The organism is Streptomyces sp. NPDC000410 (genome assembly GCF_040300305.1).
Taxonomy (GTDB): Bacteria; Actinomycetota; Actinomycetes; order Streptomycetales; family Streptomycetaceae; genus Streptomyces.
Window position 1 is genome coordinate 321,514 of record NZ_JBEPDM010000002.1, and the last position, 12,092, is coordinate 333,605.

Annotated in this window: 9 protein-coding genes; 7 read left to right on the forward strand and 2 right to left on the reverse strand. The window is 71.4% G+C overall.

Going from position 1 to position 12,092, the window contains the following annotated elements:
* Positions 1–116: 116 nt before the first annotated feature.
* The 3 genes from ABT342_RS04780 to holA all read left to right on the forward strand — a co-directional run bounded on the left by ABT342_RS04780 (position 117) and on the right by holA (position 2,392).
* The gene (locus ABT342_RS04780) at positions 117–926 is read left to right on the forward strand and encodes an arylamine N-acetyltransferase family protein (RefSeq protein ID WP_351567001.1); all 810 of its coding nucleotides are present in this window, start codon (positions 117–119) and stop codon (positions 924–926) included.
* A gap of 26 nt (positions 927–952) precedes the next feature.
* On the forward strand, positions 953–1,198 hold the full coding sequence (locus ABT342_RS04785) for a hypothetical protein (protein ID WP_351567003.1): 246 nt from the start codon (positions 953–955) through the stop codon (positions 1,196–1,198).
* 207 nt (positions 1,199–1,405) lie between these two features.
* Positions 1,406–2,392 carry a DNA polymerase III subunit delta gene (holA, locus tag ABT342_RS04790; protein WP_351567005.1) on the forward strand — a complete coding sequence of 329 codons (987 nt, stop codon included), beginning with the start codon at positions 1,406–1,408 and terminating at the stop codon, positions 2,390–2,392.
* A 337-nt stretch (positions 2,393–2,729) separates the two neighbouring features.
* On the opposite strand, the gene rpsT is transcribed toward holA, so the two are convergent.
* The gene (gene rpsT, locus ABT342_RS04795; protein WP_351567008.1) at positions 2,730–2,996 is read right to left on the reverse strand and encodes a 30S ribosomal protein S20; all 267 of its coding nucleotides are present in this window, start codon (positions 2,994–2,996) and stop codon (positions 2,730–2,732) included.
* Positions 2,997–3,229: 233 nt separating this feature from the next.
* Here rpsT and lepA point away from each other — a divergent pair, with 233 nt between their 5' ends.
* The 4 genes from lepA (at position 3,230) to hemW (ending at position 10,953) form a co-directional block, all read left to right on the forward strand.
* Positions 3,230–5,098, forward strand: a complete 1,869-nt coding sequence (gene lepA, locus ABT342_RS04800) for a translation elongation factor 4 (protein WP_351567011.1) — start codon at positions 3,230–3,232, stop codon at positions 5,096–5,098.
* 318 nt (positions 5,099–5,416) lie between these two features.
* A complete protein-coding gene (locus ABT342_RS04805; RefSeq protein WP_351567014.1) occupies positions 5,417–7,306 on the forward strand; it encodes an AMP-dependent synthetase/ligase in 1,890 nt (629 codons plus the stop codon).
* A gap of 322 nt (positions 7,307–7,628) precedes the next feature.
* Entirely contained in the window at positions 7,629–9,587 is a 1,959-nt protein-coding gene (locus tag ABT342_RS04810; protein WP_351567317.1) for a SpoIIE family protein phosphatase, read from the forward strand.
* A gap of 133 nt (positions 9,588–9,720) precedes the next feature.
* Positions 9,721–10,953, forward strand: coding sequence for a radical SAM family heme chaperone HemW (gene hemW / locus ABT342_RS04815; protein WP_351567017.1), 1,233 nt, complete (start codon positions 9,721–9,723; stop codon positions 10,951–10,953).
* Positions 10,954–11,122: 169 nt separating this feature from the next.
* Here hemW and ABT342_RS04820 read toward each other — a convergent pair whose 3' ends face one another.
* The gene (locus tag ABT342_RS04820) at positions 11,123–11,923 is read right to left on the reverse strand and encodes a DUF3097 domain-containing protein (protein ID WP_351567020.1); all 801 of its coding nucleotides are present in this window, start codon (positions 11,921–11,923) and stop codon (positions 11,123–11,125) included.
* Between the last annotated feature and the right edge of the window lie 169 nt (positions 11,924–12,092).

Below are 12,092 nucleotides of genomic sequence, written 5' to 3' on the forward strand. Positions count from 1 at the left end.
ATCGTCAGGCACCGGCACGGCGTCGCACGTCGGACGCCGGACGGATTCCGATCCGTCGAGCGGCCTAGGTCCAAAAGCAGATGGCGCATCGGCGGAGCTCCGGCGAGACTGCCCGCATGGACAAGCCATCGCAGCTCCCTCAGGACACCGTGGACGCCTACCTGCGCCGTATCGGAGCCCCTCGCCCGGAGCGGCCGGACGCCGAGGCGCTGCGCGAGCTCCAGCTGCGGCACCTGCTCTCCGTGCCCTTCGAGAACCTCTCGGTCCATCTGGGCGAGAGCATCGTCCTGGAGGACAAGTCGCTGGTCGACAAGGTCGTGGGCGCCCGCCGCGGGGGCTTCTGCTACGAACTCAACGGTGCCTTCGCGGCGTTGCTGCGGGGACTGGGCTTCGGCGTCACGATGCTCCAGGCCCGGGTGTTCTTCGGGGAGGGCGGCCGCCTGGGCATCCCGTACGACCACCTCACCCTGCGGGTGGAAACGGCGGACGGCAGCGGCCCATGGCTGGCCGATGTCGGATTCGGGAACAACAGTCACCACCCGCTGCTGCTGGAGGACCGGGGCGAGCAGCGCGATCCGGCGGGGGTGTTCCAGATCGCCGAGGCGCCCGACGGGGACATCGACCTGCTGCGGGACGGCAAACCGCAGTTCCGGGTGGATCAGCGTCCGCGCGTGCTGGCGGACTTCGAGGCCGGTGCCTGGTACCACCGCACCTCGCCCGCCTCCCACTTCACGCAGGCCCTCGTCTGCTCCCGCCTCACCGAGGACGGCCGGATCACCCTGACCGGCCGGAAGCTGGTCACGACGGTGCGCGGTGAGCGCGAGGAGCGGGAACTCGGGGGCGACGCCGAGGTGCTGGCCGCCTACCGGGACCGGTTCGGCCTGGTCCTCGACCGGGTTCCGCAGGTCAGGCGGCAGGGCGGCTGAGAACGGGGAACCGGCACAATGTGGCGGTGGACGATGTGAGACATGTGCTGGTGCTGCCCGACCGCGATGCCGCGGAGGAGGTCGCGGAGGCCGTAGGGGACCGCTTCGGTGTTGCCGACGAACCCCAGCTGGTCCGGGACGCGCTTGCCGGTGAGGACGACGCCGAGGACGCCCAGTGGCTGGTGGTCGTCGAGGACCCCGAGGGGCGGCTCGACGCGGCCGAGCTGGACGAGTTCGTCGCGGACTGGGACGGCTGGCGCGAAGCGCCGTAGGGCGCGGGCGGCGCGGTGCCGCGGCCCGGGTGTGACGGTCTGTACCGCTGCTCGCCGCTCGGTGCTCGCCATCAGGCCGTTCCGCCCGTGCTGTTCCGGCCAGTGCCGCCTGGGCTGCCCGTGCCGCCTCGGCCACCTGGGCGCCGGGCCGTCCCGGTGGGTCGGGTGGGTCCGGAGTGTCAGCGCCCCGTGCGATGCTGGACCGCGATGGCCACCAGGAAGAACACGAACGACGACCCCCTCGCCCCCGTCACGCTCGCCGTGGGCCAGGAGGATCTGCTGCTGGACCGCGCCGTGCAGCAGGTGGTGGCGGCCGCCCGGGCCGCCGACGCCGACACGGACGTACGCGACCTCACCTCCGACCAGCTCCAGCCCGGCACGCTGGCCGAGCTGACCAGTCCCTCGCTCTTCGCGGAGCGCAAGGTCGTCGTCGTGCGGAACGCGCAGGACCTGTCCGCCGACACGATCAAGGACGTCAAGGGGTACCTCGACGCCCCCGTCGAGGAGATCACCCTGGTCCTGCTCCACGCGGGCGGCGCCAAGGGGAAGGGCCTGCTGGACGCGGCCCGCAAGGCCGGGGCGCGTGAGGTGGCGTGCCCCAAGACGACGAAGCCTGCGGAGCGGCTCACGTTCGTACGGTCCGAGTTCCGCGCGCTCGGGCGTTCGGCGACGCCCGAGGCGTGCCAGGCGCTCGTCGACTCCATCGGCAGCGACCTGCGGGAGCTGGCGAGCGCGGTGTCGCAGCTCGTCGCCGACGTCGAGGGCACGATCGACGAGGCCGTCGTCGGGCGGTACTACACGGGGCGCGCGGAGGCGTCCAGCTTCACCGTCGCCGACCGGGCGGTGGAGGGGCGGGCGGCCGAGGCGCTGGAGGCGCTGCGGTGGTCCCTGTCGACCGGGGTCGCCCCGGTACTGATCACCAGCGCCCTCGCCCAGGGCGTACGGGCCATCGGGAAGCTTTCGTCGGCCCGTGGCGGCCGGCCGGCGGACCTCGCGCGGGAGCTGGGCATGCCGCCCTGGAAGATCGACAGGGTCCGCCAGCAGATGCGCGGCTGGACCCCGGACGGAGTCGCCCTCGCGCTCCGAGCGGTCGCGGAGGCGGACGCGGGCGTCAAGGGCGGCGGGGACGACCCCGACTACGCGCTGGAGAAGGCGGTCGTAGCGGTGGCGAGGGCGGCCCGCCTGCGCCGCTGACGAGGGGCGGGGCGAGCCGGGGCGGGGACGTACGACCACCGCGCTCGCGCCGTACGGCGACCCGGCTGTACGACCCCGGTCCGTTACGACGACCACCGGCTCTACGCCCACCGGGCTGCACGACGACGAAGGCCCCGCCTTCCCGTCCTGGGGAAGGACGGGAAGGCGGGGCCTTCGGGTCCCGGCCCTGAGGCCGGTGAGAGTTTGGGCTCGCACCCGCGTGGCGAACGCAGGCCGCGTGCGAGTCCGGTGTGCCGGGCGGGAGCGGAAGAGAGAGGGCCCGCTCAGTTCCTCCCGGCGGTTACATCACAGAAGCAGGAGCTACAGAAGGAGTAGCTCAGGCCTGGAGGGCGGCAACCTTGGACGCCAGCGCCGACTTCTTGTTGGCGGCGGCGTTCTTGTGGATGACACCCTTCGAGACAGCCTTGTCGAGCTTGCGGGACGCCTCGCGAGCGGCCACGGTGGCCTTCTCGACGTCGCCGGCGGCGGCAGCCTCGCGGGCCTTGCGGATCGCGGTCTTGAGCGAGGACTTGACGGCCTTGTTGCGCAGGCGCGCCTTCTCGTTCGTCTTGTTCCGCTTGATCTGGGACTTGATGTTCGCCACGAAAGAGCCTTTTCAGGTTCGATGAATCTTTCAGGTCGCGTCTCTCCCCCGCAGCCCGTCGGGCATGGGAGGTGCCTCCGGGGAGGCACGAGACACAGCTGCCCAGACTACCAGCCGCCATCCGACCGGCCCAAACCGAGCGCAGGTCACCGGTCGTGGGACCATAGGTACCTGCGTATCGATCCGACATCGACCCGAGACGAGCGCTCGGCGCTCAAGAATCAGGACCCTGCGTGCCCGCGACCCCTACCCATGTGCCCGAGCCGAGCCGTACAGACCCGGCTCTGATCCGCAATTTCTGCATCATCGCGCACATCGACCACGGCAAGTCGACGCTTGCCGACCGGATGCTTCAGCTGACCGGCGTGGTCGAGCAGCGGCAGATGCGTGCCCAGTACCTCGACCGTATGGACATCGAGCGTGAGCGCGGTATCACGATCAAGTCTCAGGCGGTGCGTCTGCCCTGGGCGCCCTCGGAGGGCGACGGCCAGGGCAAGACCCACATCCTCAACATGATCGACACCCCGGGCCACGTGGACTTCACGTACGAGGTGTCCCGTTCGCTCGCCGCCTGCGAGGGCACGATCCTGCTGGTGGACGCCGCCCAGGGGATCGAGGCGCAGACCCTCGCCAACCTGTACCTGGCGATGGAGAACGACCTCACCATCGTCCCGGTCCTCAACAAGATCGACCTCCCGGCCGCGCAGCCCGAGAAGTTCTCCGAGGAGCTCGCGAACCTCATCGGCTGCCAGCCGGAGGACGTCCTGAAGGTCTCGGCCAAGACCGGTCTCGGCGTGGAAGCCCTGCTCGACCGGGTGGTCCGGGACGTGCCCGCCCCGGTCGGCGTGCAGGACGCCCCCGCCCGCGCGATGATCTTCGACTCGGTGTACGACTCCTACCGCGGCGTCGTCACGTACGTACGAGTCATCGACGGCCAGCTCAACAAGCGCGAGCGCATCAAGATGATGTCGACCGGCGCCACGCACGAGCTGCTGGAGATCGGCACCAACTCCCCGGAGATGCTCCCGGCCGACGGCCTCGCCGTGGGCGAGGTCGGCTACCTCATCACCGGTGTGAAGGACGTCCGCCAGTCCAAGGTCGGTGACACCATCACCACCCTGCACAAGGGCGCCACCGAGGCGCTCGGCGGCTACAAGGACCCCAAGCCGATGGTGTTCTCCGGCCTGTATCCGCTGGACGGCTCGGACTACCCCGAGCTGCGCGACGCCCTCGACAAGCTCCAGCTCAACGACGCCGCGCTCGTCTACGAGCCCGAGACCTCCGCCGCGCTCGGCTTCGGCTTCCGCGTCGGCTTCCTCGGCCTGCTCCACCTCGACGTCATCCGCGAGCGCCTGGAGCGCGAGTTCGGGCTCGACCTGATCGCCACCGCGCCCAACGTGGTCTACCGCGTGGTCATGGAGGACGGCAACGAGCACACCGTCACCAACCCGAGCGAGTTCCCCGAGGGCAAGATCGACTCGGTCTTCGAGCCGGTCGTCCGGGCCACGATCCTCGCCCCCAGCGAGTTCATCGGCTCGATCATGGAGCTGTGCCAGACCCGCCGCGGCACCCTGCTCGGCATGGACTACCTCTCCGAGGACCGGGTGGAGATCCGCTACACCCTCCCCCTCGCCGAGATCGTCTTCGACTTCTTCGACCAGCTGAAGTCCAAGACCCGCGGTTACGCCTCGCTCGACTACGAGCCCACCGGTGAGCAGGTCTCCAGCCTGGTCAAGGTCGACATCCTGCTGCACGGCGACAAGGTCGACGCCTTCTCCGCGATCACCCACAAGGACGCGGCGTACGCGTATGGCGTACGGCTCGTCGCCAAGCTCAGGGAGCTCATCCCGCGCCAGGCCTTCGAGGTGCCCATCCAGGCCGCCATCGGCTCCCGGGTCATCGCCCGCGAGACCATCCGCGCCATCCGCAAGGACGTCCTCGCCAAGTGTTACGGCGGTGACATCTCCCGTAAGCGGAAGCTGCTGGAGAAGCAGAAGGAGGGCAAGAAGCGGATGAAGATGGTCGGTTCCGTGGAGGTTCCGCAGGAGGCCTTCATCGCGGTGCTGTCCAGTGACGAGTCCGGCGGCAAGGCGAAGAAGTAGCGCACCAGTAGCGCAGCCGAGCAGCGCATCCTCCGAACGGGCTCCCGCGTCGCCACGCGGGGGCCCGTTCGTTATGAAGCGGCAGCCCGCAGCCTCTTACGTGGCGGACCCCGGCGCTCTACCCTGATCTCGCCCGGTGGTTACTCGCGAGTTAAACAATTGTGACCAACCGTGTCATCGGCAGCACAGTCAGCAGTAGGCAGAGTCAGCGCCAGTAGTAACAGTCAGAACCAGCACAAGCAGCAAAACCAGCAGAAGCAGTAGCAGCCAGCCAGTCGCCAGTCGTGCAGCAACGCCGCAGCAGGCCCGGAGGATGTCGTGAGCGACACACAGACCCAGATCGAGAACCGACCGCCCTCGGTGGCGACCCTCTTCGTCCGGCGCGTAGCGGCCACACCCGACGCGGAGGCGTACCGCTACCCGGTCCCGCCCGCGGACGGCCAGGGGCCCGCCGACTGGAAGTCGCTGAGCTGGGCGGAGTCCGCCGAGCGGGTGTACGCGGTCGCGGCCGGGCTGATCGATCTCGGTGTACGGCCCGAGGAGCGGGTCGCGCTCTCCTCCGCCACCCGCGTCGAGTGGATCCTCGCCGACCTCGGCATCCTCTGCGCGGGCGCGGCCACGACGACCGTATACCCGCAGACCAACGCCGAGGAGTCCGCGTACATCCTCGCCGACTCCGAGAGCCGCGTGCTGGTCGCGGAGAACGCCGAACAGCTGGCCAAGGCGCGCGAGAAGCGCGCCGAGCTGCCCCACCTGAAGCACGTCGTGGTGATCGACCCCGCCGGCGCCGAGCCCGCCGAGGACGACCCCGAGGGCTGGGTGCTCTCCCTCGCGGATCTGGAGGCGCGCGGCGCCAAGCACCTCGCCAAGCACCCCGAGGCGGTCACCGAGCGGATCGAGGCCATCACCTCCGAGCAGCTCGCCACCCTCATCTACACCTCGGGCACCACGGGCCGCCCCAAGGGCGTCCGGCTGCCGCACGACAACTGGTCGTACATGGCCAAGGCCATCGCCGCGACCGGCCTGATCACCGAGGACGACGTCCAGTACCTGTGGCTGCCGCTCGCGCACGTCTTCGGCAAGGTGCTGACCTCCGGCCAGATCGAGGTCGGGCACGTGACCGCCGTCGACGGCCGGGTCGACAAGATCATCGAGAATCTGCCGGTGGTCCAGCCGACCTACATGGCGGCCGTGCCCCGCATCTTCGAGAAGGTCTACAACGGTGTCGCGGCCAAGGCCCGGGCCGGCGGCGCCGCCAAGTACAAGATCTTCCAGTGGGCGGCGGGCGTCGCCCGCGCGTACGCGAAGGAGTCCCAGGACAACTTCCGCCGTACGGGCACCGCCTCCGCCTCCTTCGGCCTCACCGCCAAGCACAAGGTCGCCGACGCGCTCGTCTACTCCAAGCTCCGCGAGGCCTTCGGCGGCCGGCTGCGCGCCGCCGTCTCCGGCTCCGCCGCCCTCTCGCCCGAGATCGGCTTCTTCTTCTCCGGCGCCGGAATCCACATCCTGGAGGGCTACGGCCTCACCGAGTCCAGCGCGGCCTCCTTCGTCAACCCGGGCGAGGCGTACCGCACCGGTACGGTCGGCAAGCCGCTTCCCGGCACCGAGGTGCGCATCGCGGACGACGGCGAGATCCTGCTGCGCGGCCCCGGCATCATGGAGGGCTACCACGGCCTGCCCGAGAAGACCGCCGAAGTGCTGGAGTCCGACGGCTGGTTCCACACCGGCGACATCGGCGAGCTGTCCGCCGACGGCTATCTGCGGATCACCGACCGCAAGAAGGACCTGATCAAGACCTCCGGCGGGAAGTACATCGCACCGGCCGAGGTCGAGGGCCAGTTCAAGGCCGTGTGCCCGTTCGTCTCCAACGTCCTCGTGCACGGCGCGGACCGTAACTTCTGCACCGCGCTGATCGCGCTCGACGAGCCGGCCATCCTCGGCTGGGCCAAGGAGAACGGGCTGGACGGCAAGTCGTACGCCGACGTCGTCGCCGCCCCGCAGACCGAGCAGCTCATCGCGGGGTACGTGAAGCGGCTCAACGACTCCCTCCAGCGCTGGCAGACCATCAAGAAGTTCCGGCTGCTGCCGCGCGACCTCGATGTCGAGCACGGCGAGCTGACGCCCAGCCTCAAGCTGAAGCGGCCGGTCGTGGAGCGGGAGTACAAGGACCTGATCGAGGACATGTACGCCGGGTCGCGGGAGGCGTAGACGCCCGCGTCCGCCGTACGGGTCCGTCGTTCGCGTATGGGGCCGCCGTTCGGGTTCGCAGTCCGGCTCCGTCGTACGCGTCTGCCGGCCGGCTCCGTCGTACGCGTCCGGGGCCGTCGTCCGGGTCCGTAGCAGTCCGGCTCCGCAGTCCGGGGCCGTTGTCCGCGCCTGCCGTCAGGGACGGCAGGCGCGGGCGTTTCTCCGGCCAGTTCGATGACTCGGTGCTTATGAGTGGGCTCAGTCTGTCACTCTGTCCGTGTCGTCAGTCGTCCACGGGGCGACGCCAGAACCGGACAGGAGCCGAAGCGTGGGGTCCGTTCCGATGCAGCAGGAGACCACGCACCGCTCGGTGCACCTGCTCTCACAGCGCGGCGACGCACGATCCGTGGCCCGCACCAGTCTTCCCGGAAATCCGCTCGCCGCGGCCGCCGCGCGCCGTTTCACGCGGGCCGCGCTCGCCGACTGGACCCGCCTCGGCCTGGTCGCGACGCGGGGTACGGACCGGCTCGCGGACGACGCCGTGCTCGTCGTCAGCGAGCTGGTGACCAACGCGGTCGTCCACGCGGGCACCACCGTGGACGTCCTCGTACGGCTGGACGCCGCGAGCGACGACGATCCGGCGTCGCTCGTCGTCGAGGTGGCCGATCACCACCCGGCCCGGGCGGTACGCAGCGACGCGCCGGACCCGGGGGCGGTGTCCGGCGAACCCGAGTACGGGCGCGGGCTGCACCTCGTCGCCGCGCTCGCGGCGTCCTGGGGAATCACCTACCGGCCCGGGCTCAAAGCGGTCTGGGCGCGCCTGGCCCTCGACGGCCGTGGTGCGGCGGAGGCGGCGGGAGCACCGCGGCGCGGGGTGCGCGCGGCGGAGATCCTCGCTCCGGCGCCCCGCAGGAGCGTGCGCGACGACCGGGACTGGACCGGCCGAGGCGCGCTCTCCTTCCTCGCCGAGGCCTCCGACCTGCTCGCCGGCCAGCTCGACGAGGACATGGTCGCGGCGCTCGCCGGCCAGCTCCTGGTGCCCCGGCTCGCCGACTGGTGCGCGGTCTGGCTGGACGGCGAGGCGGGGCCCGAGCCCAGGCTGGCCCGGGTCTGGCACGCCGACGAGTCCGCTCTGGAGTCACTGCGTACGGCCCTGGCCAAGGACCCGCCCCGGTTACCGGACGAGCGGAGGGGCGCGGCCGTGTCGGTTCCCGTCCCGTGGCCGGAGGGCGAGGAGGGCACAGCCGTCGCCTGTCGGCTGACCGCCGGCACACGTCCCCTGGGCACGCTCCTCCTCGGCCGGGAATTCGGCGCGGGTGGCGACGGGATCGGCGTCACGGGCGGATTCAACGCGGGCCGCGAAGGCCAGGAGCAGGGAGGACCGGGTGTCCCCGACGAAGTGACCTCGCTGATCGAGGACTTCGCACGGCGCGTGGGCCTCGCGATCGGCGCGGCCCGTCAGTACGCCCGGCAGGTGACCATCAGCCGGGTGCTCCAGCGCGGGCTGCTGCCCGCCCAGGTCGCGCGGATTCCCGGCGTCGACAGCTCCCTCGTGTACGAGCCGAGCGACGAGGGACTCGCGGGCGGTGACTTCTACGACATCTTCCCGGCGGGCAGCGGCGGTCGCTGGTGCTTCATGCTCGGCGATGTCCAGGGCAGCGGGCCCGAGGCCGCCGTCGTCACCGGCCTCGCCCGCCCCTGGCTGCGCCTGCTCGCCCGCGAGGGTTACCAGGTCGGCCAGGTCCTCGACCGGCTCAACGGGCTCCTCCTCGACGACGCGACGGAGGCGGCCGAGGCGGCCGCGCTCATGGTGGCGGCGGGAGACGGCGGTATCTCCGACAACCAAGGCCAAGTCCAAGGCCAGGGCCAGGGGCAGGGCCATCAGTCGCGGTTCCTGTCCCTGTTGTACGGGGAGCTCACGCCGCTCCCCGACGGCGCCGGCGTCCGCTGCACGCTCGCCTGCGCCGGTCACCCGCTGCCCCTGCTGCTGCGCCCCGACGGGACCGTACGGGAGGCGGCCGCCTCCCAGCTGCTCCTCGGCGTCTTCGGGAACGTCGCGTACGAGAGCCAGACCTTCGACCTGGCACCCGGTGACACCCTGCTCTGTGTCACCGACGGCGTCACGGAGCGGCGCTCCGGGCGGATGATGTTCGATGACGGGGACGGGCTGGCGCGTGCGCTCGCGCAGTGCGTGGGGCTCACGGCGCAGGGTGTCGCGGACCGGATAAGGCAGGCGGTGCACACGTTCGCCGAGGCCCCGCCGGGGGACGACCTGGCGCTGCTGGTGCTCCAGGCTCAGTGACGGAGAAGGAGCGGAGGAGGAGCGGAGAAGGAGGAGCGGAGAAGGAGGAGCGACGGAGGGGGAACCCCCGGGCAGGGCCGCTCGGCGTCGGCGCAGGCCCGGCGAATGCCCGGGGTGACGGACAATGGTCCGTATGCCTTCCGTACTGCCTGATGGTGAGCCCATGCCCCTCGACGGGGCGTTGCCCCCGCACGCCCTGGCGGGCGCGGGCGAGCGGCCCCTCGGGTTCTATCTGCACGTTCCGTACTGCGCGACGCGCTGCGGGTACTGCGACTTCAATACGTACACGGCGACCGAGCTGCGCGGCAGCGGCGGCGTGCTCGCCTCCCGCGACAACTACGCCGACACGCTGATCGACGAGATCCGCCTCGCCCGCAAGGTCCTCGGCGACGACCCGCGCCAGGTGCGGACCCTCTTCGTGGGCGGCGGTACGCCGACGCTGCTCGCCGCCGCCGACCTCGTACGGATGCTGCACGCCGTACGGGACGAGTTCGGGCTCGCGGACGACGCCGAGATCACGACGGAGGCGAACCCGGAATCCGTGGACCCGGCGTATCTGGCGGAGCTGCGGGAGGGCGGCTTCAACCGGGTGTCGTTCGGCATGCAGAGCGCCCGGCAGCATGTGCTGAAGGTCCTGGACCGTACGCACACTCCGGGACGTCCGGAGGCGTGCGTCGCGGAGGCGCGGGCGGCGGGCTTCGACCACGTCAACCTCGATCTGATCTACGGCACGCCGGGGGAGAGCGACGACGACTGGCGGGCGTCGCTGGACGCGGCGATCGGGGCCGGGCCGGACCACGTCAGCGCGTACGCGCTGATCGTGGAGGAGGGCACGCAGCTGGCGCGCCGGATCCGGCGAGGTGAGGTGCCGATGACGGACGACGACGTGCACGCCGATCGGTATCTGATCGCGGAGGAGCGGCTGGCCGGGGCGGGCTTCGAGTGGTACGAGGTGTCGAACTGGGCCACGTCCGAGGCCGGGCGCTGCCTGCACAACGAGCTGTACTGGCGCGGGGCGGACTGGTGGGGGGCGGGGCCGGGCGCCCACTCGCACGTGGGCGGCGTGCGGTGGTGGAACGTGAAGCACCCGGGTGCGTACGCGGCCGCGCTGGCCGAGGGGCGGTCGCCGGGGGCGGGGCGCGAGGTCCTGCCGGCGGAGGACCGTCGGGTCGAGCGGATCCTGCTGGAGCTGAGGCTCGTCGAGGGATGCCCCCTGGAGCTCCTGCGGCCCGATGGGCTCGCGGCGGCGGGGCGGGCGCTGGCGGACGGGCTGCTGGAGCCGGGGCCGTACGAGCAGGGGCGGGCGGTGCTCACCCTGCGGGGGCGGTTGCTGGCGGACGCGGTGGTGCGGGACCTCGTGGACTGACCGGGCCCGCCTGTGCCCCCGGGCCCGCCTGTGCCGCCGGGCCCGCCTGTGCCCCCCGCCTGTGCCGCCTGTGCCGCCGGGCCGTCGGGGCCCAGGAGCTCGTAACGGCGCCGGCCCCGGGGGTTGTGCCCACCCGTTCCGCCCTGCGGAACGACTGCCCACAACAGGTCTAGGCCGTTACGAAGTCGATCAGTTCCTCCACCCTGCCCAGCAGCGCCGGTTCCAGGTCCTTGTAACTCGTCACCCGCGACAGGATGTGCTGCCAGGCCGCGCCCGTGTTGTCCGGCCAGCCCAGTTCACGGCAGACGCCCGTCTTCCAGTCCTGGCCGTGCGGGACGCGGGGCCAGGATCCGATGCCGAGTGCGGAGGGCTTCACCGCCTCCCAGACGTCGATGTACGGGTGGCCGACCACCAGGACGTGCGGGTCGGTGACGGAGGCCGCGATGCGGGATTCCTTGGAGCCCGGGACCAGGTGGTCCACGAGCACGCCCAGCCGGGCGTCGGCGGACGGGGCGAAGTCGGCGACGACGGCGGGCAGGTCGTCGATGCCCTCCAGGTACTCGACGACCACGCCCTCGATGCGCAGATCGTCGCCCCAGACCTTCTCGACCAGCTCGGCGTCGTGCCGGCCCTCCACGTAGATGCGGCCCGCGCGGGCGACCCTGGCCCGCGCGCCGGGGACGGCCACGGATCCGGAAGCCGTACGGGCGGGGCGTACGGGACCCGGGGAGGACGGCCGCACCAGGGTCACGACCTCGCCCTCCAGCAGGAACCCGCGCGGCTCCATCGGGAACACCCGGTGCTTGCCGAAGCGGTCCTCCAGCGTCACCGTCCCCGCCTCGCAGCGGATCACCGCGCCGCAGAAGCCGGTCGTGACCTCCTCGACCACCAGGTCCGGCTCGGCGGCCACCTCCGGAGCGGGCCGGCGCTTCTTCCAGGGAGGAGTCAGGTCAGGGCTGTAGCTGCGCATGGGCTCGATTCTCGTGTGCGTGCACCGCGTGGTCCGTGGCCGGGGGTCCGGGGGTCGCCCCCGGGGGATGCAGCCAGGGAGGAGTCAGGTCAGGGCTGTAGCTGCGCATGGGCTCGATTCTCGTGTGCGTGCACCGCGTGGTCCGTGGCCGGGGGTCCGGGGGTCGCCC

Coding starts and splice junctions, on each gene's coding strand:
- ABT342_RS04810 (WP_351567317.1), top strand. CDS start 7,629: ATGCAGCAGGAGACCACGCACCGCTCGGTGCACCTGCTCTCACAGCGC.
- ABT342_RS04780 (WP_351567001.1), top strand. CDS start 117: ATGGACAAGCCATCGCAGCTCCCTCAGGACACCGTGGACGCCTACCTG.
- ABT342_RS04820 (WP_351567020.1), bottom strand. CDS start 11,923: ATGCGCAGCTACAGCCCTGACCTGACTCCTCCCTGGAAGAAGCGCCGG.
- hemW (WP_351567017.1), top strand. CDS start 9,721: ATGCCTTCCGTACTGCCTGATGGTGAGCCCATGCCCCTCGACGGGGCG.
- holA (WP_351567005.1), top strand. CDS start 1,406: ATGGCCACCAGGAAGAACACGAACGACGACCCCCTCGCCCCCGTCACG.